The sequence below is a fragment of the Duganella sp. OV510 genome, from assembly GCF_900100205.1.
In the GTDB taxonomy this organism is placed as follows: Bacteria; Pseudomonadota; Gammaproteobacteria; order Burkholderiales; family Burkholderiaceae_D; genus Rugamonas.
On the sequence record NZ_FNEQ01000011.1, the window covers coordinates 212,032 to 235,392 of the forward strand.

23 protein-coding genes and 1 riboswitch are annotated in these 23,361 nt (G+C 61.5%); of the genes, 19 read left to right on the plus strand and 4 right to left on the minus strand.

Translation table 11 applies throughout. The annotated features are described in order from the left end of the window. Positions 1–62 precede the first annotated feature (62 nt). A complete protein-coding gene (locus BLS51_RS25325) occupies positions 63–1,847 on the plus strand; it encodes a DUF885 domain-containing protein (RefSeq protein ID WP_090190531.1) in 1,785 nt (594 codons plus the stop codon). A gap of 4 nt (positions 1,848–1,851) precedes the next feature. On the opposite strand, the gene BLS51_RS25330 is transcribed toward BLS51_RS25325, so the two are convergent. From BLS51_RS25330 to cobA, 4 genes are all read right to left on the minus strand, one after another. Then, complete coding sequence (locus BLS51_RS25330) at positions 1,852–2,718, minus strand: hypothetical protein (protein WP_090190529.1); 867 nt, start codon at positions 2,716–2,718, stop codon at positions 1,852–1,854. Then, on the minus strand, positions 2,715–3,617 hold the full coding sequence (locus BLS51_RS25335; RefSeq protein ID WP_090190526.1) for an AraC family transcriptional regulator: 903 nt from the start codon (positions 3,615–3,617) through the stop codon (positions 2,715–2,717). Before BLS51_RS25335 ends, BLS51_RS25330 begins: the two co-directional genes overlap by 4 nt. Before the next feature lie 2 nt (positions 3,618–3,619). Further along, a complete protein-coding gene (uvrA, locus tag BLS51_RS25340; protein ID WP_090190524.1) occupies positions 3,620–6,466 on the minus strand; it encodes an excinuclease ABC subunit UvrA in 2,847 nt (948 codons plus the stop codon). A 126-nt stretch (positions 6,467–6,592) separates the two neighbouring features. After that, positions 6,593–7,312, minus strand: coding sequence for a uroporphyrinogen-III C-methyltransferase (cobA, locus tag BLS51_RS25345; RefSeq protein ID WP_090190521.1), 720 nt, complete (start codon positions 7,310–7,312; stop codon positions 6,593–6,595). Between the two features lie 60 nt (positions 7,313–7,372). After that, positions 7,373–7,563, plus strand: a riboswitch (cobalamin riboswitch). Positions 7,564–7,673: 110 nt separating this feature from the next. Between cobA and BLS51_RS25350 the strand changes: the two genes are divergently transcribed. The 18 genes from BLS51_RS25350 to BLS51_RS25435 all read left to right on the plus strand — a co-directional run bounded on the left by BLS51_RS25350 (position 7,674) and on the right by BLS51_RS25435 (position 23,356). Continuing rightward, positions 7,674–8,357, plus strand: coding sequence for an energy-coupling factor ABC transporter permease (locus BLS51_RS25350; RefSeq protein WP_090190518.1), 684 nt, complete (start codon positions 7,674–7,676; stop codon positions 8,355–8,357). Beyond that, a complete protein-coding gene (locus tag BLS51_RS25355; protein WP_090190515.1) occupies positions 8,354–8,824 on the plus strand; it encodes an energy-coupling factor ABC transporter substrate-binding protein in 471 nt (156 codons plus the stop codon). The genes BLS51_RS25350 and BLS51_RS25355 overlap by 4 nt, the downstream gene beginning before the upstream one ends. Beyond that, entirely contained in the window at positions 8,814–9,548 is a 735-nt protein-coding gene (gene cbiQ / locus BLS51_RS25360) for a cobalt ECF transporter T component CbiQ (protein WP_090190512.1), read from the plus strand. The genes BLS51_RS25355 and cbiQ overlap by 11 nt, the downstream gene beginning before the upstream one ends. Then, positions 9,545–10,399: an energy-coupling factor ABC transporter ATP-binding protein gene (locus tag BLS51_RS25365; protein ID WP_090190509.1), complete on the plus strand. Its 855-nt coding sequence runs from the start codon at positions 9,545–9,547 to the stop codon at positions 10,397–10,399. Before cbiQ ends, BLS51_RS25365 begins: the two co-directional genes overlap by 4 nt. After that, positions 10,396–11,181 (plus strand): precorrin-4 C(11)-methyltransferase, encoded by a 786-nt coding sequence (gene cobM, locus BLS51_RS25370; RefSeq protein WP_090190507.1) that lies wholly within the window; start codon positions 10,396–10,398, stop codon positions 11,179–11,181. Before BLS51_RS25365 ends, cobM begins: the two co-directional genes overlap by 4 nt. Next, positions 11,178–12,266: a sirohydrochlorin chelatase gene (locus BLS51_RS25375; protein ID WP_090190504.1), complete on the plus strand. Its 1,089-nt coding sequence runs from the start codon at positions 11,178–11,180 to the stop codon at positions 12,264–12,266. The genes cobM and BLS51_RS25375 overlap by 4 nt, the downstream gene beginning before the upstream one ends. Beyond that, positions 12,263–12,940, plus strand: coding sequence for a precorrin-8X methylmutase (locus BLS51_RS25380; RefSeq protein WP_090190502.1), 678 nt, complete (start codon positions 12,263–12,265; stop codon positions 12,938–12,940). The genes BLS51_RS25375 and BLS51_RS25380 overlap by 4 nt, the downstream gene beginning before the upstream one ends. Continuing rightward, positions 12,937–14,127: a cobalt-precorrin-5B (C(1))-methyltransferase gene (locus BLS51_RS25385; protein ID WP_090190499.1), complete on the plus strand. Its 1,191-nt coding sequence runs from the start codon at positions 12,937–12,939 to the stop codon at positions 14,125–14,127. The genes BLS51_RS25380 and BLS51_RS25385 overlap by 4 nt, the downstream gene beginning before the upstream one ends. 3 nt (positions 14,128–14,130) lie before the next feature. After that, entirely contained in the window at positions 14,131–15,435 is a 1,305-nt protein-coding gene (cbiE, locus tag BLS51_RS25390) for a precorrin-6y C5,15-methyltransferase (decarboxylating) subunit CbiE (RefSeq protein WP_090190497.1), read from the plus strand. Further along, entirely contained in the window at positions 15,428–16,225 is a 798-nt protein-coding gene (gene cobI, locus BLS51_RS25395; RefSeq protein ID WP_090190495.1) for a precorrin-2 C(20)-methyltransferase, read from the plus strand. Before cbiE ends, cobI begins: the two co-directional genes overlap by 8 nt. Then, positions 16,222–16,974 (plus strand): cobalamin biosynthesis central domain-containing protein, encoded by a 753-nt coding sequence (locus BLS51_RS25400; RefSeq protein ID WP_090190491.1) that lies wholly within the window; start codon positions 16,222–16,224, stop codon positions 16,972–16,974. Before cobI ends, BLS51_RS25400 begins: the two co-directional genes overlap by 4 nt. Continuing rightward, positions 16,971–17,378 (plus strand): cobalamin biosynthesis protein, encoded by a 408-nt coding sequence (locus tag BLS51_RS25405; RefSeq protein WP_090190488.1) that lies wholly within the window; start codon positions 16,971–16,973, stop codon positions 17,376–17,378. Before BLS51_RS25400 ends, BLS51_RS25405 begins: the two co-directional genes overlap by 4 nt. Beyond that, positions 17,375–18,352: a precorrin-3B C(17)-methyltransferase gene (gene cobJ, locus BLS51_RS25410; protein WP_090190486.1), complete on the plus strand. Its 978-nt coding sequence runs from the start codon at positions 17,375–17,377 to the stop codon at positions 18,350–18,352. Before BLS51_RS25405 ends, cobJ begins: the two co-directional genes overlap by 4 nt. Beyond that, complete coding sequence (locus BLS51_RS25415) at positions 18,349–18,696, plus strand: (2Fe-2S) ferredoxin domain-containing protein (RefSeq protein ID WP_090190484.1); 348 nt, start codon at positions 18,349–18,351, stop codon at positions 18,694–18,696. The genes cobJ and BLS51_RS25415 overlap by 4 nt, the downstream gene beginning before the upstream one ends. A 93-nt stretch (positions 18,697–18,789) precedes the next feature. Beyond that, positions 18,790–19,308 carry a single-stranded DNA-binding protein gene (gene ssb / locus BLS51_RS25420; RefSeq protein ID WP_090190482.1) on the plus strand — a complete coding sequence of 173 codons (519 nt, stop codon included), beginning with the start codon at positions 18,790–18,792 and terminating at the stop codon, positions 19,306–19,308. Between the two features lie 79 nt (positions 19,309–19,387). Then, positions 19,388–20,407 (plus strand): helix-turn-helix domain-containing protein, encoded by a 1,020-nt coding sequence (locus BLS51_RS25425; RefSeq protein ID WP_090190480.1) that lies wholly within the window; start codon positions 19,388–19,390, stop codon positions 20,405–20,407. Positions 20,408–20,561: 154 nt separating this feature from the next. After that, positions 20,562–21,680, plus strand: a complete 1,119-nt coding sequence (locus tag BLS51_RS29845) for a nuclear transport factor 2 family protein (RefSeq protein ID WP_139169170.1) — start codon at positions 20,562–20,564, stop codon at positions 21,678–21,680. After that, positions 21,677–23,356 (plus strand): serine hydrolase domain-containing protein, encoded by a 1,680-nt coding sequence (locus tag BLS51_RS25435; protein WP_090190474.1) that lies wholly within the window; start codon positions 21,677–21,679, stop codon positions 23,354–23,356. The genes BLS51_RS29845 and BLS51_RS25435 overlap by 4 nt, the downstream gene beginning before the upstream one ends. Positions 23,357–23,361 lie beyond the last annotated feature (5 nt).

A 23,361-nucleotide genomic window follows, 5' to 3' on the forward strand; every position in this document is an offset into this window, starting at 1 on the left:
GCCGTGCTTCTTGCTCAGGGCAGGGCTACAGTACAGGCTCACCCTCTTTACCTTAGGCCGACATGACAACGATTAAAACCATCGGCGCCGCGAGCGCCCTGTTGTTCTCCCTGATCCTGGGCGTCGCCCACGCCGACAACGCCGCTCCCGACCTGGAAGCCCGCCGCGCGGCCCTGAATAGCCTGCTGAAAGAACAGTGGGAATACACCATGCGCACCAGCCCTGAATGGGCCTCGCTGATCGGCGACAAGCGCTTCAACGACAGGTGGTCGGACTTCTCGCAGGCTGGCATCGACGCCGACCTCAAGGCCAGCGGCGAATTCCTCAAGCGTTTCGAAGCACTGGATACCAGCGGCTTCCCGCTGCAGGAGCAGCTGAACCGTGAACTGATGGTGCGCCAGCTGCGCCAGAATATCGAAGGCGCGCGCTTCAAGGACTGGGAGATGCCGCTGGCGCAGAACTCCGGCGTGCATATCGATACGCCGATGATTATTTCGGCGCTGTCGTTCGAGACGGTGAAGGATTATGAGGACTACATCAAGCGCCTGCGTGCGTTGCCCAAGCTGTTCGAGCAGACCCGCGTGCAGATGGAGAACGGTGTGCGCGACAAGCTGATGCCGCCGCAATTCCTGATTCCGAAGATCGTCAAGCAGTGCGAAGACGTGGCGGCAATGAAGCCGGCTGATTCACCGTATGCCGAACCGCTGAAAAAATTCCCTAAAGAGTTTTCGGCAGCCGACAAGGCGCGCCTGAGCAAGGAAGTCCTGGCGGCAGTGAAGAACGATGTCGCACCGGCGTACAAGAAGCTGGCGGTCTACACCAAGACCAAATACCTGCCATACGGCCGCAAGGAAGTCGGCATGTGGTCACTGCCGGAAGGCGCGGCACGCTATACCTTCAAGGCCAAGTCCTCGACCACCACTGACATGACGCCGGAGCAGATTCACCAGCTTGGCCTGTCGGAAGTGACGCGGATTGAAGCGCAGATGCTGGAGACGGCGAAGAAGCTGGGCTATAGCGATCTGAAGACCTTCAACAAGGCGCTGGCCGCCGATCCGGCGCTGCATCCGAAGTCGCGCCAGGAAATCCTCGACCTGTATCAGAAGTACACCGACCAGATGTACACCAAGCTGCCAGCGCAATTCGGCATCCTGCCGAAAGGTAAAGTGGAGATCAAGTCGGTGGAGGAATTCCGCGAGAAGGGCGCTTCCGCTGCCGCTTACATGCCGGGTTCTCCGGATGGCAAGCGTCCGGGCCGCGTGATGGTCAATACCGGCGATTTCGCCAACCGTTCCACCATCGGCATCGAAACCACGGCGCTGCACGAAGGCGTGCCGGGCCACCACATGCAGCTGACCATCGCGCAGGAGATCACCGGCCTGCCGGACTTCCGCCAGCAAGGCAACTACACCGCCTATGCGGAAGGCTGGGCGCTGTACTCGGAACGCCTGGGCGAGGAGCTGGGCTTCTTCAAGGAGCCGCATAGCTACTACGGCCACCTGCAGGATGAAATGCTGCGCGCGATCCGCCTGGTGGTGGATACCGGCCTGCATTACAAGAAGTGGAACCGTCAGCAGGTGGTGGACTTCTTCCATGACCACTCGGGCATCGAGGAAGTCGATGTGCAGAGCGAGACCGACCGCTACATCGTCTGGCCTGGCCAGGCGCTGGGCTACAAGATCGGCCAGCTGAAGATCCTCGAACTGCGTGACTACGCCCGCAAGGAACTGGGCGACCGCTTCGACATCCGCGCCTTCCACGATCAGGTACTGGGCGCCGGCGCGCTGCCGATGGATGTGCTGGAAACCCACATCAAGGAGTGGGTAGCCGGCCAGAAGAAGGCCTGATACGCTACAGGCGCCGTAGATCTACCTTTGTCACCCACCACGCGCGATTGCGGAAAGTGAAGTCCAGCGGCCCGATGCCAACTACCTTGCCATCGGCCGCCTGGATCTCGCCGGACTTCGGCAGCGTGGTCAGGTCCGCATTGCGGTCGGCCAGCACGTCCAGCGCCTGCAACAGGCGCGGATCATCGCGCTTCATGGCGGCGCAGATGCCGTACTGGTCGCATACCTGCACCGGGAAATCGATGAAGCGCACGGCGCGGTCCAGCATGTCCTCGTTGCCAAGATAGTTGAACACCCAGCCGGCGGTGTCCGCCAGGTCACGCGCACGCGCAAGGACGGCATCATTCTCCTGCTGTAGCTCTTCGCGCATCGAGCGGCCCTGCGCGAACTGCATGTCGTCGACACGCCAGCCCTTGTCATCTTCATACACCAGTGCATAGCGGATCTGGCGCTCATAGGCTGCGCCCATGTCCGGGTACACATTGAAGACTGCTTCCACCATGTTCTCGCCGACCCGCTCTGCCCTGAAGCCGGCGCGCTCGAAGTCCAGGCTGGGCGATACTTCCTGCGCATCGAGGAACACGTCGCCATCGGCGCCATAGCCGCAGATATCGTCGCCGCGCGACAGCGCGTAGCACAACTGGTTGTTGGCGTCGACCAGCGCTTCCAGTTCCTTTGAGTAGAAGGAGCCAGGCGGCACCTGGCTGGCCTGCCGCTGGTCCGGCCGTGACAGGTGGTCTTTATAAAATTCGGTAATCAGGTCGATCTGTTGCTGCTTCTCCGACCACTGCTTGTCCGCCATCAGTGCCACCATGGCGAAGGCAAACAGGCATACGCCGAGCGGCAGCAGGCGTTTCTTATTGATTTTCATGGCGTAGCCCGGAGTTTCTTGATGTCTTGCATGGGTGGTGCGCCGAACAGGCGGCGGTATTCACGGCTGAATTGTGATGCGCTTTCGTAGCCCACCTTGTACGCTGCGGTGGTGGCGTCGACATCGCCGTTCAGCAGCAGCGTGCGCGCCTGCTGCAGCCGCAGTTGTTTTTGATACTGCATCGGTCCCATCGTAGTCACCGCCTTGAAGCGGTGGTGCAGGCTGGAGACGCTCATGTTGGTGGCCTGCGCCAGGTCTTCAACGCGCACTGTCTGATCGTAGCGCTCCTTGAGCCAGGCGATGGCTTTGCTGATGCCTCGGTCCTGCTGGTCCAGTACCACGTTCTGGTACAGCTGGCGGCCATATGGTCCGTTCAGCATGCGGTAAATGATTTCGCGCTTCAGGCCCACTGCCAGGAAGGCCGCTTCCGCAGCCGGCGCTTGCAGCAGGCGCACCAGCTGGTACAAGGACTCCTGCAAGGCATCGTCGGTCTTGCCGACGAAGGCGCCGCGCACCGGCTGTTGCGTGTCGATGGCGACTTTCGCTTCCAGCACGATGGCCGCAATCTCCGCCGGATCGAGTTCGATGTTCAGCAACAGGTAAGGCTGGTCCGGTGTGGCGTTGACGATGTGGCCGGAGGCCGGCATGTCGACCGACACCACCAGGTATTCGCCAGGGCCGTAATCGAGAATGTCATCGGCCAGATGCACGCGCTTCCCGCCTTGCAGGATCACGCAGCAAGAGGGCTTGAGCACGCCCTTGCTTATTGGCGTCGGATGCGAGGAGTGCAGCAAGGAGAGAAACGGCATCGCCGTCGCCACCCGCTGCTCATCCAGCACATGCTGCTGGACGATGTCGATCATTTGATCGAGCCGCGAGGGGGCGAGGTCACGTTTCATGCTTACTTCAACAGTGGCACCAGGTATTTGCCGGTAACGCTGGCAGTGTTGGCAGCCACTTCCTCCGGCGAACCGCTGGCGATGATCTTGCCGCCGCCAGCACCGCCTTCAGGGCCGAGGTCGACGATCCAGTCGGCTGTCTTGATGACGTCGAGATTGTGCTCGATGATGACCAGCGTGTTGCCCTGGTCGCGCAGGCGGTGGATCACTTTCAGCAACAGGTCGATATCGTGGAAGTGCAGGCCGGTGGTCGGCTCGTCCAGGATGTACAGCGTGCGGCCGGTGTCGCGCTTGGACAGTTCCAGCGACAGCTTGACGCGCTGCGCCTCGCCACCCGACAGCGTGGTCGCGCTCTGCCCCAGCTTGATGTAGCCGAGGCCCACATCCAGCAGCGTATGCAGCTTGCGCGCGATCACCGGCACCGGCTTGAAGAACTCGTGCGCGTCTTCGACCGTCATGTCGAGGATCTCGGTGATGTTCTTGCCCTTGTACTGTACTTCCAGCGTTTCGCGGTTATAGCGCTTGCCGTGGCAGACGTCGCACGGCACGTAGACGTCCGGCAGGAAGTGCATTTCCACTTTCAGCACGCCATCGCCCTGGCAGGCTTCGCAACGGCCGCCCTTGACGTTGAACGAGAAACGGCCGGCGCTGTAGCCGCGCTCTTTTGCGGTCGGCACGGTCGAGAACAGGTCGCGGATCGGCGTGAACAGGCCGGTATAGGTCGCAGGATTCGAACGCGGCGTACGGCCGATCGGCGCCTGGTCGACCGAGATCACCTTGTCGAAGTGTTCCAGGCCGCTGATGGTGTCGTGCGGCGCCGGTTCGGTTTGCGAACCATACAGGTGACGCGACAGTGCCGGGAACAGCGTATCGTTCACCAGCGTGGACTTGCCGGAGCCGGAAACGCCGGTCACGCAAGTCATCAGGCCAACCGGCAGCGTCAGATTGACCTTCTTCAGATTATTGCCGGTGGCGCCGGTGATGACCAGCTGCCGGTCCGGATCGGCAACGTGGCGCTTCTTCGGCACTTCAATCTTGCGCGTGCCGCTCAGGTACTGCGCGGTCAGCGATTTTTTATTTTTCAGGATGTCCTTCAGCGAACCGGCGGCGATCACTTCGCCACCATGCACGCCGGCGCCCGGCCCCATGTCCACCACGTAGTCGGCGGTGCGGATCGCATCCTCATCGTGCTCCACCACCAGCACGCTGTTGCCGATGTCGCGCAGGTGTTTCAGCGTGTCGATCAGGCGGTCGTTGTCGCGCTGGTGCAGGCCGATCGACGGTTCATCCAGCACATACATCACGCCGGTCAGGCCGGAGCCGATCTGCGACGCCAGGCGGATACGCTGCGCTTCGCCGCCCGACAGCGTGTCGGCGCTGCGGTCCAGCGACAGGTAGTCCAGCCCGACGTTGTTAAGGAACTGCAGGCGCGAGATGATTTCTTTCACTACGCGGTCGGCGATTTCCTTCTTCGCGCCTTTCAGCTTCAGTTGCTCGAAGAACGACAGCGTTTCGCGCAGCGGCTTCTCGGCGATCTCGTAGATCGCGCGTTCCTGCTTGCCGCTGCCGACTTTCACATAACGCGCTTCGACGCGCAGGCGCGCACCTTCGCACGACGGGCACTTCTTCTCGTTGATGAACTTCGCCAGTTCCTCTTTCACCGCCATCGAGTCGGTTTCGCGGTAACGGCGTGCCAGGTTGTTGACCACACCTTCAAAGGTGTGTTCCTTGACCACGGTGCGGCCGCGCTCATTGATGTAGGTGAACGGGATCGAGGTTTTGCCGGAACCGTTCAGCACCGCTTCCTGTGCCGCCTTCGGCAGTTTTTCAAACGGCAGGTCCAGGTCGAACTCGTAGAAGGCCGCCAGGTTGGACAGCATCGAGAAGTAAAACTGGTTGCGGCGGTCCCAGCCCTTCACCGCGCCGGAAGCGAGGGAAAGATTGGGGAAGGCGACGATGCGCTTCGGATCGAAGAATTCGATGTGACCGAGGCCGTCGCACTCCGGGCACGCGCCCATCGGGTTATTGAAGGAGAACAGGCGCGGCTCCAGCTCCTGCAGCGAGTAGCCGCAGGTATTGCAGGCGAACTTGTTGGAGTAGACGTGTTCCACTCCCGTATCCATTTCCAGCGCAACGGCGCGGCCATCGGCCAGGCGCAGCGCGGTTTCGAAGCTTTCGGCCAGGCGCTGCTTGATGTCGGCGCTGACCTTGATCCGGTCGATCACCACATCGATGGTGTGCTTCTCGGTTTTCTTCAGCTTCGGCAGGTCATCTACTTCGTAGATCCTGGCATCGTGCGTGCCGCTCTGTATGCGGAAGCGCACGAAGCCCTGCGCCTGCATCGCCTCGAACAGGTCGACATGCTCGCCCTTGCGGTTGGCCACCACCGGCGCCAGGATCATCAGCTTGGTATCGGCTGGCAGGGCCAGCACCGCGTCCACCATCTGCGACACGGTTTGCGCGGCCAGCGCCTGGTCCGGGTGGTTGATGCAGTAGGGCGTGCCGACGCGCGCGTACAGCAGACGCAGATAGTCGTGGATCTCGGTCACGGTGCCGACCGTCGAACGCGGGTTGTGCGAGGTGGCTTTCTGCTCGATCGAAATCGCTGGCGACAGGCCTTCGATCAGGTCGACGTCCGGTTTCTCCATCAGTTGCAGGAACTGGCGGGCGTAGGCCGACAGCGATTCCACATAGCGGCGCTGGCCTTCGGCGTACAGCGTGTCGAACGCCAGCGACGATTTGCCGGAGCCGGACAGGCCGGTAATCACAATCAGCTTGTTGCGTGGCAGGTCAAGATTGATGTTTTTCAGGTTGTGCGTGCGTGCGCCGCGAATGCGGATCTGTTCCATGGGATTTTTGGCCTTTAGAGTCAACCCGACACTATAGCCGGGTTTGAATTCTCGCGCCGGACGCTGGATGGATCGTGCAGGCGGCGCGCTACACTGTATATAATACCAGTATTTTCTTGCGGCGTTTCAACTCGCCTGGTGCGGGCGTTGCTGCAATGCTTCACCGATCATCACCAGTACCGGGCCGTGGGCGTCATCCAGGCCGTTGGCCAGGCCGGTCAGTGTCAAACGCACAATGCGCTGGTCGGCGCGGCTGCAGTTTTCCACCACCACCACCGGCAGGTCCGGGCGGCGGCCTTCGGCCAGCAGACGGGCGGCGGTGGCGGCGGCTTCGCGGCCGCCCATGTACTGCACCAGCGTGTCGGTTTCCGGCAGCGCCGGGTGATCCGGCTCGCCGGGCGCGGTGCTGGATGTGAAAAAGGCAACGCTGCGTGCGGTGCCGCGCCGGGTCAGCGGCTGCTTGGTGGCAGCTGCCGCCGCTAGTGCGGTGGTGATGCCGGGGACGATTTCGACGTCAATGCCTTCCGCCTCCAGCGCGCGCAGTTCTTCATCGGCGCGGCCGAACAGCATCGGATCGCCGCCCTTCAGGCGCACCACGCGCTGATAGCGCTGCGCGCATTCGACCAGTTGCTGGTTGATGACGGTTTGCGCGGTCGAGCGCTGGCCGGAGCGTTTGCCGACCGAAATCAGCTCGGCCTGGGCGCACAGGGCCAGCATCTCCGGCGTGACCAGCGCGTCGTACAGCACCACTTCGGCCTCGCCCAGCAGACGCGCGCCGCGCACGGTGATCAGGTCTGCTGCTCCCGGTCCTGCTCCGATCAAATACACTTTCCCCAGCGCCGTCATACCTGTCCTTTTTTACGTTACAGGGCGAATGATACCGGCTTGGCACGCATTTGGGGCTAGTGTAAGATGCGATCCTTGGGTGCGCCGCTTCTTTCGGGACGGCGTTAAACGGGAAACCGGTTCAATTCCGGTGCAGCCCCCGCTGCTGTAAGCCAGACGACTCCGTCATCACGTCACTGCGTTAAATCGCGGGAAGACACGGAGAAGGATGAAGGCGAGCCAGAATACCGGCCCAAAAGTCAGCATCATTCCCGGGGTGGGGAAGCCGCTGTCGACCGGCTCTCTGCATCTATCTTCCCGTCGACCGTCCTTCTTCTCTCCCGCCTGGTGTCCGTATAGACCATTCGACGGGAGGTTTCGAATGCACATCATGGAAGGCTTTTTGCCGCCCGTGCATGCAATGGGGTGGGCAGCCGCCTCCTTGCCTTTTCTGGCCTGGGGCTTGCGCTCCATTGGCCGCGACCTGCAAGTCCATCCTGAACGGCGCATGCTGCTGGGCGTGGCGGCGGCGTTCGCGTTTCTGCTGTCCGCGTTAAAACTGCCGTCGGTGACGGGTAGTTGTTCGCATCCCACCGGGGTTGGCCTGGGTGCGGCCTTGTTCGGCCCGGCGGCCATGGTGCCGGTGGGCTTTGTGGTGCTGCTGTTCCAGGCGCTGTTGATGGCGCACGGCGGTTTGACCACGCTCGGTGCAAACGTATTTTCGATGGCGATTGTCGGCCCGTTCGTGTCCTACGGTGTGCTGCGTGCGGCGGCGGGCATGGGCTTGTCGCGTTCCGTGTCGGTGTTTCTGGCAGCGTGCCTGGGCGATCTGGCGACGTATGTCACCACATCCTTGCAGCTGGCGCTGGCGTTTCCGGCGGCTGTGGGGGGCTTTGGCGTATCGTTCGCCAAGTTTGCCGGCATCTTCGCGTTGACGCAGGTGCCGATCGCGATCAGTGAAGGTCTGCTGACGGTACTGGTGGTGAACGCCATGGTGCGCTTCAATGCGCACGAATTGCGCGCGCTGCCGGTGATGGCAATTGGCGCGCGCAAGGAGGCGGCATGAAGGTGCGTAACTGGATGCTGGCGCTGGCCGTGGTGCTGATCACCGTGCTGCCGCTGCTGCTGGTCAGCGCGCCGCCCGCCTTGCCGGGCGCCGAAGCACCCGAAGTCTTCGGTGGCGCCGACGCACGCGCGCAGCAGGCCATCGGCGATATCGCGCCGGGCTACGAGCCGTGGTTCAAGCCGGTGTTCGAACCAGCCAGCGGCGAAATCGCCTCGCTGCTGTTCGCGCTGCAAGCGGCCATCGGCGCCGGCGTCATCGGCTACTGGCTCGGCCTCTCCGTCGCCCGCGACCGCTCCCGCCGCGAAGTGGCCGCCGCACTAGCCCACGCCACCGCCAGCAGCCACGCCACCGCCAGCAGCCACGCCGCCGCGAGCAGCCACGTTGCCGCCAGCGCCCACGTCGCCGGCGCGGACCACGGTTCGTCGGCGTCCGCCGCCGCGCTCCGCCAGGATCGCCGTGCTGATTGAGACGGCGGCCTATGCAAGCCGGTGGCGCGATGTCGCGCCGTCGGCGAAGGCGCTGTTCGCAGTCGCCGGCATCGTCGCGTCCTGGCTGGCCCAAAGTCCTGCCGCGCTGGCCACGCTGGCCGCCGTCCTGATGCTGACCGCTTTGCTGGCCGCCCGCGTCCCGCTGCGCAGCTACATCACCATCGCCCTGCCGCCACTCGGCTTCCTGCTGCTCTCCTGCCTGACCATGCTGTTCGGCCCGAACGAAACCGGCCAATGGCACTGGACCACCGCCATGCTGCCAACCATCCAGCATACCGCCCTGCGCTCGCTGGCCATGCTGGCTGCTTTGCTAGGCCTGATCCTCACCACGCCGCTGCCACACCTGCTCGCGCTGCTGCGTCGCCTGCACACGCCGGAACTGCTGCTCGACCTGATGGTGCTGTGCTACCGCATGCTGTTCGTGCTGCGCCAGGCCTGGGATGAAAGTATCACCGCCCAAACCGCGCGCCTCGGCTATCGCGGCTGGCGGCAAGCCTGGCGCTCGACCGGGCTGCTGGCCGGCCAGATGGCAGTCCAGGTCTGGCAGCGCGCCGCTGCCCTGCAAATCGCCGCCGACGCCCGCGCCTACCAGGGCATGCTGCGCTTCCTGCCTACCGACTATCCGCAAGCGCAACGCCAGCAAGCCATCGCTGCACTGGCTGGCTGCCTGATGTTCGCCATCGCCCTAGGAGACCGTCTGTGAGCGCGCTCCTCGAACTACGCAACGTCAGCTACACCTACCCGGACGGCAGCATCGGCCTGCAAGACTGCCACCTCACGCTGCAACGCGGCCGCCGCTACGCCCTGCTGGGCGCCAACGGCGCCGGCAAAACCACGGTCCTGCAACACCTCAACGGCCTGCTGCGTCCAGGCACCGGCACGCTGCACTACGACGGCCAGCCGTTCGACTACGGCCGCAAAGGTCTCACCGCGCTGCGCAGCCGCGTGGGCCTGGTGTTTCAGAACCCCGACCGGCAACTGTTCTCCGCGCTGGTAGAAGAAGACGTCTCCTTCGGCCCCCTGAACCTCGGCCTTGGCGAAGACGAAGTACGCCACCGCGTCGCCACCGCATTGGATGCGGTAGGCCTGCGCGCGCACGCCCGCCGCGCGGTGCACCAGCTCAGCTTCGGCCAGAAGAAACGCGTCTGCATCGCCGGCGTTCTCGCCATGGAACCGGAAGTGCTGCTGCTCGACGAACCCATGGCTGGTCTGGACGCCCCGATGCAGACGGAACTGACCGTATTGCTGGACCGCCTCGCCGCGAACGGCACCACCGTGCTGCTGTCGACGCACGACATCGACTTCGCCCTGCGCTGGGCCGACGACATCCACATCATGTCAGCCGGCCGCTGCATCGCCTCCGGTCCCGCGCAACAACTGGCCGCCCAAGCCGACACGCTGCACGCAGCAGGACAACGCCCGCCAGCCGCCATCGCACTGCACGCAGAACTGGTCAGTCTCGGCGTGCTGCAAGGCGGCCCGGCGCCGCGCAGCATCGATGCCCTGCTTGACCAACTGCGCGCACTCAAACATTCAGGAGTAACTATCGCATGACCACCTTTGGAAAAATCTGGTTTGTCGGCGCCGGACCCGGCGACCCGGAACTCATCACCGTCAAAGGCCAGAAGCTGCTGTCGCAGGCTGGCGCCGTGCTGTTCGCCGGCTCGCTGGTTGACCATGCCGTCACGCTGTACGCGCCGCTCGGCTGCGCCATCCGCGACTCCAAGGACATGACGCTGGAAGACATGACCGCATGGCTGATCGACCAGGCCAGCCGCCACGAGACCGTAGTGCGTCTGCAAACCGGCGACCCGGCGCTGTATGGCGCACTGATCGAACTCGCCCGCCCGCTGACCGATGCCGGCATCGAATGGTCCGTGGTGCCGGGCGTTTCGTCCGCCATGGCCTCGATGGCCGCGGCCGGCGAATCCATGACGCTGCCGGAAGTGACGCAAACCGTGATCCTTACGCGTGTCGAAGGCCGCACGCCGATGCCGGAAGGCGAAGACCTCGCCAGCCTGGCGGCGCACCGCACCACCATCTGCATCTTCCTGTCGATCACCCTGATGCACAAGGTGGAAACCGCCTTGCGTACCGCCGGCTGGCCGGAAGATGCGCCAATGATGGTGGTGCACAAGGCCAGCTGGCCGGGCGAGCAGAAAATCGTTCGCGGCACGCTGGCGGACATCAAACAGAAATGCCGGGAGGCCGGTATTGCGAGCCAGGCGATGATCGTCGCCAGCCCCACACTGGGCGCGCTGCACTGGGAAACCCTGGCGCGCTCCAAATTGTATGACCCAACATTTACCCATCGTTTCAGAAAGGCGACCGCATGAACCCAGCTAACTTCGACACCATCCTGATCGTCGGCCACGGTTCCCGCGAGGATTCCGGCAACCAGGAGATCCGCGAATTCACCGAGCAGTGGCGTGCGCGCCGTCCCGACTGGCGCATTGAGTTGTGCTTTATCGAGTTCGCACCGCCGGAGATGAACGCCGCCTTGCTGAAAGCCGCGCAGACGTCCAGCCGCGTGCTGGTGGTGCCGCTGATCCTGAACGCGGCCGGCCATGTGAAGATGGAGATTCCTGAAGCGATCGAACAGGCGCGCGCCGCGTGTCCGCAAACCGAGATTCTGCTGGCACCGCACCTGACGGCGTGCGATCCGATTCTGGCGATCCTGAAGCGCCGTCTGCGCAAGTTGATGAACGCACTGGACATGCCTGATCCAACCACCACCGGCGTGGTGATGCTGGGCCGTGGCTCGTCCGATCGCGGCGCCAATGGCGAGATGGCCAAGATGGCGCGCTGGCTGATGGAGGAAGGCGATCATGAGCTGGTTGATCTGGCGTTCACCGGCATCACCTGGCCGCGACTGGAAAAGGTTGTGCAGCGCCAGGTGCTGCTGGGCATGCGTCAGATTGTCGTGCTGCCGTACTACCTGTACACCGGCACGCTGATGCAGCGCATTCATCGTCAGGTGGAGCACCTGCGCTTGCAGTACCCGCAGATCCGCTTTGCCTGCGGCGAGCATTTCGGCTTCGAGAAAGAAATCTTCGAGTTGATGGACCAGCGCGTCGAAGACCTGCGCGCCGGCGTGCCGGATAGCCGCCTGCCATGCGATGGTTGCAGCTACCGCGAAATCGCCCATGACCTGGGTCACGGTCACTCGCACGCCCACACCCATGATCACGGCCACGCCCACGCCGAGGCCGAAGCCGCGCAAGGCCATAACCACGCGCACGATCATGACCACGCGCATGGCCACGATCACGCGCATGGCCACGACCACGCACAAGGCCACGACCACGCTCATGACCACGACCACGCTCATGACCACGACCACGCGCACGCGCACGGCCACGACAACACGCATGGCCACGACCACGCGCATCACGATCACGCGAAAGGCCAACCAGCATGAGCACCGTGAACACCGTCACCGAGCAGCTCACCCGCGCCGGCCAGGTCATTGAACACGACAGCTTTGCCATCATCGATGCCGAAGTCGGCGCGCACGCCTATAGCGAAGCCCAATGGCCGATCGTGCGCCGCATGATCCACGCCAACGCTGACTTCGACTTCAACGGCCTGACCGACTTCCATGCAGACGCAGTAGACGCCGGCATCCAGGCCATGCTGAAAGGCGGCACGCCAGTTGTCGCCGACGTCGAAATGATCTGCTCCGGCCTGTCGCAGCCACGCCTCGGCCACTTCGGCATGAAGACCCACCAGTTCATCAGCGACGCCGACGTCATCGAAACCGCCAAAGCCGAAGACACCACGCGCGCCGTGCAAGCCATGCGCAAAGCCCACCGCAAAGGCTTGCTGAATGGCGCCATCGTCGGCATCGGCAACGCCCCGACCGCCCTGATCGAACTGGTTCGCCTGATCCGTGAAGAAGGCGCCAAGCCAGCGCTGGTGGTCGGCATGCCGGTAGGTTTCGTCTCCGCCGCCGAATCCAAAGACCTGATGGCCGAACTCACCGAAGTGCCGTGGATCGTCATCCGTGGCCGCAAAGGCGGTTCCACGCTGGTTGTCGCCGCGCTGCACGCGCTGCTGGCGTTGGCCGAAGCCCGTCAAAAGGCGCAGCCATGAAAGAAAAAACGGCTGCCGAAAAAGGCACCCGTACCGGCTTCACCACCGGCGCCTGTGCCGCCGCCGCCGCCCGCGCGGCGGTGCTGGGACTCGCCTATGGACGCGTGCCGGAAGAAATCGAAAGCCTGCTACCCAACGGTAGCCGGGTGACGTTCGCCATCCACGACGGCCAATGCGAAAACGACCGCGCACACGCCATGGTCATCAAATTCGCCGGTGACGATCCGGACTGCACCGACGGCGCCCACATGACGGTCGACCTGCGCCTGCTGCCCGGCCAGGCCGGTGAAGTCGCCTACGTGGCAGGCGATGGCGTTGGCACCGTTACCATGAAAGGCCTTGGCCTCGAAGTGGGCGGCCCGGCCATCAACCCTGTCCCGCGAAAAAACATCGCCGACAACCTGCGCGAAGCCGCGCCGGCGCTGCTGGACGAACACGGCATCGAAGTCACCATCAGCGTGCCGGACGGCCAAGTGATGGCAAAGAAAACCACCAACGCACGCCTTGGCATCCTCGGTGGCATCAGCATTCTCGGCACCACCGGCATCGTCAAGCCTTACTCCACAGCCGCGTGGCGTGCCAGCGTGGTGCAGGGCATCCAGGTTGCCTCCACCTCGGGCCACAACCTGGTGGCGCTGACTACCGGCGGCCGCACCGAAACCTTCGCCATGACCACGCTGCGCGCCGAACGCCCGGAACTGCCGGCCGCCTGCTTCGTGCAGATGGGCGACTTCCTGCGCTACGCATTGGATGAAGTGGTGGCACAGGGCATCGAGCTGGTGGTGATGGCAGTCATGGTCGGCAAGCTGACCAAGATCGCCCAAGGCGAAACCATCACCCATGCCAACCGCAGCGAAGTCGATACCGACCTGGTGGCGGAAATTGGCCGCCGCATCGGCGCCAGCGAAGAAGACTGCGCCGCCATGGCCGCCGCCGAGACCGCGCGCTTCGGTGCGGAACTGATGGTGGAACGTGGTCTGGGCGACGCCTTCCACCACGCGCTGGCCCAAGCCGCCATTGACACGCTGACAGCGCCGGACCGCTACGGCCGAAAGTTCCAACTGCGGGTGCTGGTGTGCGACTTCAGCGGCGTGCAGGTTGCCGACGTCTGGTCCGCACCCGCCGAACCGCAAGAACGTCCCGCCAGCGCTGGCCGCATCGGCATCGATCATTTACCGGAAGCCTAAAGAATGGAAATCAAAGATCCCAATCCCTGCCGCGTGATCGGCGTGCTTGATGATGGCATTGCCAGCTTGAGCGGCACCGCGCTGGCGCTGCTGCGCAATGCGGATGTCATTATCGGCGGCGCACGCACGCTGGCGCTGCTGGAGCGCGAGTTCAAGGAAGGCGCCGTGCGCCATGACCTCACCGGCAAACTCAAAGAAGTGCCGGAATGGGTACGCGCAGCGCGTGCCGACAACCTGTGCTGCGTGGTGCTGGCCACCGGCGACCCGCTGTGCCATGGGATTGCCCCGTATCTGGCGCAGCACCTGTGCGTGGAAGCGCTGGACATCCTGCCCAACCTGTCGACGTTGCAGCTGGCGTGTGCACGCATCGGCCTCGCATGGCAGGACGCGCGCATCGTCTCCGTGCACGCCAAGGACGCCGGCGAATGGCAGCGTGGCGCCACGCCGACGCATGGCCTGTACGCGTTGGCGCAAGCTACGCGCCAGCACGCACGCCTGCTAATCCTCACCAGCCCGGACAACTCGCCCGACCGCATCGCGCGCCTGCTGCTGGCTGAAGGGCAGGGCGACGACTTCCTGATGGCGGTAGCGGAAAACCTGCTGCAACCGGAGGAACGTGTACTGGCCGAACTCACACCGCAAGAAGCAGCCGGGATGACATTCGCCGCACTCAACGTCGTGCTGCTGTGGCGCGTTACGCCAGCCAAGCGCCCGGTGCGTTTCGGCCTGGCCGACGCCGAATTCGTGCAACGCCAGCCGGAGAAAGGCCTGATCACCAAACAGGAAGTGCGCGCCGTCAGCCTGGCGCGCATGCAGCTTCGCGCGGACAGCGTGGTGTGGGATATCGGCGCCGGTTCCGGCTCGGTCGGACTGGAGGCTGCGCGCCTTTGTCCGCAAGGCCACGTCTACGCCACCGAAAAGAACGATGCCGATTACGCCATCGCCGGCCAGAATCACGCCGCTTTCGGCGTCAGCAACTACAGCCTGTTCCTCGGCAAAGCGCCGGAAGGGCTGGACGCGTGGCCCGATCCCGATGCGGTGTTCATCGGCGGCTCCGGTGGCGAACTGGCAGGCCTGATCGACGGCATCATCAAGCGCCTGCGCGCGAACGGCACGCTGGTGATGAACTTCGTCACGCTGGAAAACCTGGCCACCGCCACGGCCACACTGCAAGCGATGGAAGGCGTCAGCTGGGACGTGCTGCAACTGCAAGCCGCGCGCAGCAAGCCGATACTGCATATGCACCGCATGGCCGCCGAGAATCCGGTATGGATCGTCTGCGCGCGCAGGGAGGCCAGCGATGACTAAGCCCGGCACCTTGTGGGGCATCTCGCTTGGCCCCGGCGATCCTGGCCTCATCACGCGCGCCGCGTGGCAAGCGCTGCAACGTCGCGACACCATCTGGGTCTATCCAGCGCGTAGCGGAAAGACGCCAAGCTACGCCTTCGATATCGTGCAGCGTGCCGGCGTTACGCCGCCGGAGCACCACACGCAACTGCTGTTCCCGATGACGCATGACGGCGAGAAGCTGGGCCGCGCATGGCTGAAAGCCGCCGAAACCGTGCTGCCATGGCTGAACGAAGGCCGCGACGTGCTGTTCCTGGTCGAAGGCGACGCCAGCACCTACGCCACCTTTGGCCACCTCGCGCGCACCGTCAGTGCCATCGACGCGCAAGTACCGGTGCAGATCATCGCTGGCGTCAACTCGTTCACCGCCGCGTGCGCGCAAGTGCCAGTGCCGTTCTCCGAACAGGACGACACGGTCGCCATCGTACCCGCCGCCTACGGTGTCAGCGCAGTCGACCGCCTGCTGCCGGATTTCGACACGCTGGTGCTGATGAAGGTGAAGCCCATCCTCGATGACCTCATCAACTGGATGGAGCGCCGCGAACTGCTGGCCGGCGCCCACTTCATCGAACGCGTCGGCGCACCGGACGAACGCCGCTACAGCGGCAACGATATTCTCGAACTGCGCGGCACCAAGGTCAGTTACCTGTCGCTGCTGATTATCAAACACGCGCACCGCATCCGCGGTGAACGCATCAAGGGCTGCCTGCGCAAGGACGGCCCGCAACCTTTACCTCTGGAGACCGCATGAGCATCACCACCAATCAGCCGGCACCGCGCGTATGCCTGGTCGCCATCACCAAACACGGCGCCGCACAGGCCGCGCGCCTGGCCGCCGACCTGCCGGAAGCGAACATCTGCACCTCGGCCAAATTCGCCGCGACCTTTGCTGAAGTCAGCAACACCGTGCGTGCCTACGATGGCGCGCTGCGCGACGAAATCGCACCGCTGTTCGAAGGCTATGATCAGATCATCTTCTTCGTCTCGCTGGGCGCCGTGGTGCGCCTGATCGCGCCGCACCTGCGCAGCAAGGACGAAGACCCAGGCATCATCGTGGTTGATGACGCGGGCCAGTACGTCATTCCTGTGTTGTCCGGCCACGTCGGCGGCGCAAATGAATGGAGCGAACGGGTGGCCGATCTGCTGGGTGCCGCGCCGGTGCTGACCACCGCATCCGACGTCGGCCGCACGATTCCCGTCGATATTCTGGGACGCCACCTCGGTTGGAAGGTGGAGGCGCCGAAGATCAACATCACGCGCGTCTCCGCGCACGTGGTCAACGGCGAACCGATCGCCTTCGTGCAGGAAGCTGGCAGCCCTGATTGGTGGACGCGTCCAACACCGCTGCCCGAAAACATCCACCGGTTCACACACTTCGATGAAGTGCCGCTGGACCGCTACGCCGCGCTGTTGTGGGTGACGCACGCCGATGTGCCTGAAGAGCGCTGGACTGCATTGAAAGAACGCCTGGTGGTCTACCGCCCACCAGTGGAAGCATGAGCGATCAATACACCGTCGGCCTGGGCTGCGATCGCGGCGTGCTGCTGGAGACGGTGCGCGAAGCGCTGCAAGCCGCACTGGCATCAGCCGGCGTGCGTGCCGACCAAGTGGTGGCCGCCGCCAGCATCACGCTGAAGAAGGACGAAGTAGCACTGCTCGCGCTGGCCGAGGAAAACGGCTGGCCGCTGCACTTCTACGAAGCGCACCAACTGGCGGCGGTGGAAGTGCCGCATCCATCCGAAACCGTGCGCAAGTACACCGGCACGCCATCGGTCAGCGAAGCAGCAGCATTGCTGGCCGCAGGGCCAAATACGCCGATGACCGCGCTGGTCGTCGAAAAACATAAACTCAAAGGAGCCCACGGCCGCAATGCCACCGTCTCCATCGCAAGGAAAACACCATGAGCGTAGCAGGAAAAATCATGCTGGTCGGGATCGGTCCCGGCGCGGTTGAACATATGACGCAGCGCGCGCGCGACGCCATTGCAGAATCGGACGTCGTGATCGGCTACGTCACCTATATCAAGCTGGTGGCGGACCTCATCGAAGGCAAAGAGATCATCCGCAAATCGATGACCGAAGAACTGGACCGCGCCGTCAGCGCGCTGGAAGCGGCGCGCGCCGGCAAGAAGGTGGCGCTGATTTCGTCGGGCGACGCCGGTGTCTACGGCATGGCCGGCCCGACCTACGAGGTGCTGTTCCAGGCCGGCTGGACGCCGGATGATGCGGTGCAGGTCGAGATCATTCCCGGCGCCTCGGCGCTGAACAGCTGCGCCGCGCTGGTTGGCGCGCCGTTGACGCACGACTTCTGCGCCATCTCGCTGTCCGACTTGCTGACGCCGTGGCCGACCATCGCACGCCGCCTGGATGCGGTGGCCATGGCCGATTTCGTGGTCGCGCTGTACAACCCGAAAAGCGGTCGCCGCACGCGCCAGATCGTCGAGGCACAGCGCCTGTTCCTGCGCCATCGCCGCCCGGATACGCCGGTGGCCATCGTCAAGAGTGGTTATCGCCGCCGTCAGAACATCGTCTTCACCACGCTGGACACGATGGCCGAAGCGGACATCGGTATGCTCAGCACCGTCCTGATCGGCAATAGCAATACCTTCGTGCGACATGGCCTGATGGTCACGCCGCGCGGCTACGCCAACAAGTACGACATGGAAGAGGGCGGCGCCACGCGCGACGGCGAGAAGGCGGGCCGTTCGCTGTCGACCGGCCTGCTGGGCTGGCTGGAAACGCTGCAAGCCGAACACGCTGCCGGCGACAGCATCGAAACGCTGGCGGCGCGTCATCGCCTGCCGGCTGACTACATCCGCGACACTTTGGCCGAACCGGTGGAAGCCGAGGCCGTCGCCAGCGAGGAGAGCGAAGCATGACTGAAGCCGTCGTCAAGCCGAAAATCGGCAACTACTACCGTCACATCCTGATCTGCACCGGCCCGCGTTGCAGCCAGGACGGCGCCTCGCAAGCGCTGTTCGACAGCCTGGGCGACAAGTTCAAGGCGGCCGGTCTGAACGAAGGCCCGTTGCGCGTCAAGCGCAGCCGTGTCAGCTGCTTTGCGGCCTGCAAGGGTGGCCCGGTGATGTGCGTGCAGCCGGATGGCACGTGGTACTACAACGTTACGCCGGAGAATATGGACCGCATCATCGAAGACCACCTGTGCAACGGCAAGAAGGTTGAGGACCTGGTGTTCCACCAAGCTGGCGAGCCCGAGGTTTGAGTTGCCACAAGGCGGCGCACACAGAATTCGGGGTATCAGGCCAAAAGTGAGCTAAACTTCTACTTTCGCCGATCACATTGGAGTTTTAATAAAATGGCATCAGTCAACAAAGTCATCATCGTCGGCAATCTGGGTCGCGATCCGGAAATTCGCTACATGCCTAGCGGTGATGCGATCGCCAACATCGCAGTGGCGACTTCTTACAAATCGAAAGACCGCAATACCGGTGAGCAGAAAGAGCTGACCGAGTGGCACCGTATTTCGTTCTTCGGCCGTCTGGCGGAAATCGTCGGCCAGTACCTGAAAAAAGGCTCGTCGGTCTACGTCGAAGGCCGCCTGCAGACCCGCAAGTACACCGACAAGGATGGCGTAGAAAAGTACGCAACCGACATCATCGCTGAAAACATGCAGATGCTGGGCGGTCGCGCCGGCATGGGCGGCGACGCTGGCGGCGACGACAGCGGTTACGGCGGTGGCGGTGGCTACGAAGCCCCACCACAGCGCCAGGCTCCGGCCCCGCGCCCGCAAATGGCGCCACCGGCCCCGGCACCACGCCCGGCTCCGCGTCCAGCGCCGAATTTCTCGGATATGGATGACGATATTCCGTTCTGATCGGTTTCGCAGCTGAACTTTAAAAAAAGCCCGTGCACGTTGCTGTGACGGGCTTTTTTCTTGCCTCACAAATTTTCCCATGATCTCAAGCCAACTACTATTTCTCTTTAGCGCCCTGGGCGCCGTCAACGGGATTTTCCTGGCGTTGTATCTTTTCAGCCGCCGGTCGAATCGCCTGGGGAACAGCTTGTTGGGTGCTTTGTTGCTGGCGATAAGTATCCGAACCTTCAAATCGACTGTTTATTATTTCAATCCCGATCTCGCAGTGGAGTTTTTGAAGTTTGGTTTATCGGCCTGCTTGCTGATCGGGCCACTGACTTATCTGTATGTGCATAGCAGCCTTGCGGATCTTGCACAGCGTGCCCCAAGCCGGCACTGGCACAAGCATCTGTTGCTGACATTGGTTCTCATCGTTGCAGGAATCGTTTTCCCTTATGCTAAATATCCGGGTAGCTGGTATTACTTCGTTTGTGGCATTCATGCCTACTGGTTCTTCTATTTATTGCTGGCGGGCTGGCAGCTGTGGAGATCACGTGCCCTGTTATCCAGCTTCCGCCAAAAGCCGCTTTTATTCAGCGCTTATTTCGGCAGTTTCTTAATATTGATCGCTTATGTCAGCACGGCGTTTACTTCGTATATCGTCGGTGCATTGTCGTTTACTTTCTCGATTCACCTGACCATCTTGTCGTATTTTTTGCAAAACGAGAAAAAAGAGAAGTATCAGAATAGAAAACTGAATGAGAAAGACGCCGCTGCATTGCTGGAAGCACTGGATAAAGTCATGCGTGAACAGCAGCTATACCTGAATCCAGTGTTGAGCCTGGCGTTGCTGGCCAAGAAGGTGGGCAATCTTCAAACGACGATTTCTCAGGTAATCAATGAAAATTCCGGAAAGAGCTTCAATCTCTATATCAATGAGTTCCGTATTCAGCATGCCAAGAGCCTGCTGGTCAGCGATGCTCACCTGAACATGGAACTGGTGGCCGAACGCAGTGGTTTTAATTCCAATTCCACTTTCTTTGCTGCGTTCAAAAAAATTACGGGTCAGACGCCTGCCAGCTACCGGTCTGCGTTCATGGCCGAACAAGCCGCGTCCTAGAGCGGCAATCCGCTCCGGAATCATCTATCCGGAGTCCGGAATTATGGTTTTCGACCATGGACGCCGACACTCATCCTAAGCTGGTATCCGGCAGCGCACTTCGCGCCGGCCACCGTACATGCCTTCGGAAAAAAGGTAAAGCTTAGGATAATGTATGACTCAATATAGCTTCTGGCGCGTCTTCCTTGGTATGGTGTTTTTATTCTGTCTTGCTCCCGCCAGAGCGGATGATACAAGTCAGATCAGCCACACATTAACGGACTATATGGAAGGCACGGCAAATGGCGATCCCGGCAGGCTAAAAAACGCGTTTCATCCCGATTTCAAACTATATGCGGTCGATGCTGCCGGCAAGTTATTGATACGCTCCGGCGAACAATATATTGCGGATATAAAACCGGGCGAGAAAATCAACCGCATCGGACGTATCCTGTCCATCGATCTGGAGGGTACAGTGGCGACGGCAAAGGTAGAGATACTGATGCCGGGTTTCAGGCTCTACACGGATTACTTCCTGCTGGTGAAATACCAGAATCAATGGAAAATCGTGCAGAAGAGTTATACCTGGAAAGCAGCGCCCCAGAGGCAAGGCAAAATCCTTTTTGTTACCTCAAACAAGGATACCTACGGCAATACCAAAATCAACGCGGCCAATCATTTTCAAGAGATAAGCATCGCCTATGACGTATTCACAAAAAATGGCTATGCGGTGGACTTTGTCAGCCCTGACGGTGGCGCCATTCCGCTAGGTTATATCGAAACATCGGACAAGACGCAGAAGGGCTATCTGTATAACGCCGAGTTCATGCACCAGCTCAAAACGACGCGCAAGCCGGAGAGCATCAACGCTGCCGACTACCAGGCGGTCTATTACAGTGGCGGTGGCTCGGCCATGTTCGGCGTCGCCGACAACATCGATATCCAGAATCTGGCCTCCGCCATCTACGCCAAGGGCGGCGTTGTATCCGCCATCTGTCATGGCACGGCAGGCATAGTCAATGTAAAAAATAAGGATGGTTCCTCCATCGTCGCGAACAAAAAAATCACCGGCTTCCCCGACATGTTTGAAGACACGGAAGCTGCGTATTACAAAGCCTTCCCGTTCTCGATCGATAAAGAAATCACCAGGAATGGCGGCAATTTTGTCTACGCCAAAACGTGGGCAAGCAACTTCGTCGTTACGGACGGTCATATCGTCACTGGCCAGGACCCTTCTGCTACCGCTGCTGTCGCCCAAAAAGTCATCGATACGCTGAAGGGGAATCAGCCATGAAAGTGCATAACAAGTTTCTCCTGATTGGCTGCCTGGTGCTGTTGCCTTTCACGGCACGTGCCAATGATGTGCAGGCCTTCGACAACATCTTTACCGATGTCAACTCGCCCGACAAGCCAGCCGTAGCAGTCGCTTTGCTGAAGAAAGATAAAGTCATTTATCAAAAATCTTTTGGCAGCGCCAATCTTGAATACAAGGCGGCTGCCACCGTCGATACCAAGTTTCAGGTGGACACGCTGGCCTGGGAGTTTATTGCCTATGCCACGCTGCTGCTGGAAGACCAGGGAAAAATACGGCTGGATGACGATATCCGAAAATACCTGCCGGAGTTGCCCGTGTTCGACCATCAGGTCACGATCAATCATTTGTTGAGTTCAACGGATGGCATCTATGGCTACAAGGTGTTGAGGTCGCTGGCGGGATGGGAATCGAAAACAGCGGGCCAGCAACAGGCCGTCATGCAGCTGGTAAAGCGGCAGAAGTCCTTGAATTTCCGCCCGGGGACTGAGTTTTCACCTGGCGGCAATACCAGGCTGATACTGCTGGCGAACATTGTGGAAGCCGTGTCGGGGCAATCATTCGACGCGTTCTGCAAGACGCATATCTTTGAGCCCCTGGGCATGACGAATACGCTGTTTGTCTACGATGACCAGACAGTGCTGGGCAATGTGGCGGTGCCGTATCGGGATGCGGGCAAGGGCGTGTACAAGCTGGACTATGGCAGTAGCAGCGCCGCCGGTCCGGTCAATCTGTATGCATCGATTAAAGACCTGGCGACCTGGCGATCCCATGTCTTGTCGCGCGCCGAGGCAAGCAGACTCGACCGGCCGATCAAGCTGGATAGTGGTGTGGTGATCAGAGATATCTCCAGCATCTCGATCTACGGCCAGCAGCATGCCGGCAAGGAGAGGGGCATTGCCAAGATCTACCAGCTTGGCAGTTTCGGCGGCTACGCGAGTTCCATTTTCCGTTTCCCGGCACAAGAGATCACCGTCATCGTCCTCAGTTCGGGATTGGCTTACAACGGAAGTTATGGCATGCGCCTGGCGGCAACGCTGTTAAAGAATGATTTCCTTGAGGAAGAGACGATCGATTACAGCAAAATCAAACGTGTGGCCTTGCCTCCCGAGCAGCTGAAGAAATTCGAAGGAAATTATTGGAACAAGGAACGCGGCATCCCGGCAAAAGCGTATGTCAAAAACGGCGTTCTGCACTACAGCAGAGTGGAAGGAACTGAACGGGTTTTAATTCCGTTGGACGAGACGCTGTTCCAGATGCAGATAGACGGGGATGACCATTACCACATCAAATTTGTAGGGCAGAATATGCATTTTTCCATGAGTGGCAGCGATCCGATTATTTTTGAACCGCATATTCCAGCGCAGTACACCAGGACCGAACTGGCGCAGTTTGCCGGCGTTTTCTATAGTGACGAGCTCAATTCTTCTTTCGTGCTCGAAGAGCACAACGGGATACTAACCGCCAGCAATATACGCGTTGGGCAGATCAAGCTGAAACCGGTCAAAAAGGATGTGTTCTACGGGGATAAAAGCTTTATGGCAGGCGTTCAGTTCAAGCGCGGCAAGAATAATGACGTGCTTGGATTTCAGGTCGTCGTTGATGAGGCCAGGAACCTGGAATTCAAGAAAATCCCCACGGTGGCCGGTACGCGCTGAGCGCC

Excerpts from the sequence above, each read along its gene's own strand:
- BLS51_RS25325 (WP_090190531.1), top strand. The coding sequence starts at position 63 with ATGACAACGATTAAAACCATCGGCGCCGCGAGCGCCCTGTTGTTCTCC.
- BLS51_RS25415 (WP_090190484.1), top strand. The coding sequence starts at position 18,349 with ATGACTGAAGCCGTCGTCAAGCCGAAAATCGGCAACTACTACCGTCAC.
- ssb (WP_090190482.1), top strand. The coding sequence starts at position 18,790 with ATGGCATCAGTCAACAAAGTCATCATCGTCGGCAATCTGGGTCGCGAT.
- cbiE (WP_090190497.1), top strand. The coding sequence starts at position 14,131 with ATGGAAATCAAAGATCCCAATCCCTGCCGCGTGATCGGCGTGCTTGAT.
- cobA (WP_090190521.1), bottom strand. The coding sequence starts at position 7,312 with ATGACGGCGCTGGGGAAAGTGTATTTGATCGGAGCAGGACCGGGAGCA.
- cobJ (WP_090190486.1), top strand. The coding sequence starts at position 17,375 with ATGAGCGTAGCAGGAAAAATCATGCTGGTCGGGATCGGTCCCGGCGCG.
- BLS51_RS25385 (WP_090190499.1), top strand. The coding sequence starts at position 12,937 with ATGAAAGAAAAAACGGCTGCCGAAAAAGGCACCCGTACCGGCTTCACC.
- BLS51_RS25350 (WP_090190518.1), top strand. The coding sequence starts at position 7,674 with ATGCACATCATGGAAGGCTTTTTGCCGCCCGTGCATGCAATGGGGTGG.
- BLS51_RS25405 (WP_090190488.1), top strand. The coding sequence starts at position 16,971 with ATGAGCGATCAATACACCGTCGGCCTGGGCTGCGATCGCGGCGTGCTG.
- BLS51_RS25355 (WP_090190515.1), top strand. The coding sequence starts at position 8,354 with ATGAAGGTGCGTAACTGGATGCTGGCGCTGGCCGTGGTGCTGATCACC.
- BLS51_RS25435 (WP_090190474.1), top strand. The coding sequence starts at position 21,677 with ATGAAAGTGCATAACAAGTTTCTCCTGATTGGCTGCCTGGTGCTGTTG.
- BLS51_RS25335 (WP_090190526.1), bottom strand. The coding sequence starts at position 3,617 with ATGAAACGTGACCTCGCCCCCTCGCGGCTCGATCAAATGATCGACATC.
- cobM (WP_090190507.1), top strand. The coding sequence starts at position 10,396 with ATGACCACCTTTGGAAAAATCTGGTTTGTCGGCGCCGGACCCGGCGAC.
- BLS51_RS25380 (WP_090190502.1), top strand. The coding sequence starts at position 12,263 with ATGAGCACCGTGAACACCGTCACCGAGCAGCTCACCCGCGCCGGCCAG.
- BLS51_RS25425 (WP_090190480.1), top strand. The coding sequence starts at position 19,388 with ATGATCTCAAGCCAACTACTATTTCTCTTTAGCGCCCTGGGCGCCGTC.
- cobI (WP_090190495.1), top strand. The coding sequence starts at position 15,428 with ATGACTAAGCCCGGCACCTTGTGGGGCATCTCGCTTGGCCCCGGCGAT.
- BLS51_RS25400 (WP_090190491.1), top strand. The coding sequence starts at position 16,222 with ATGAGCATCACCACCAATCAGCCGGCACCGCGCGTATGCCTGGTCGCC.
- BLS51_RS29845 (WP_139169170.1), top strand. The coding sequence starts at position 20,562 with ATGACTCAATATAGCTTCTGGCGCGTCTTCCTTGGTATGGTGTTTTTA.
- uvrA (WP_090190524.1), bottom strand. The coding sequence starts at position 6,466 with ATGGAACAGATCCGCATTCGCGGCGCACGCACGCACAACCTGAAAAAC.
- BLS51_RS25375 (WP_090190504.1), top strand. The coding sequence starts at position 11,178 with ATGAACCCAGCTAACTTCGACACCATCCTGATCGTCGGCCACGGTTCC.
- BLS51_RS25330 (WP_090190529.1), bottom strand. The coding sequence starts at position 2,718 with ATGAAAATCAATAAGAAACGCCTGCTGCCGCTCGGCGTATGCCTGTTT.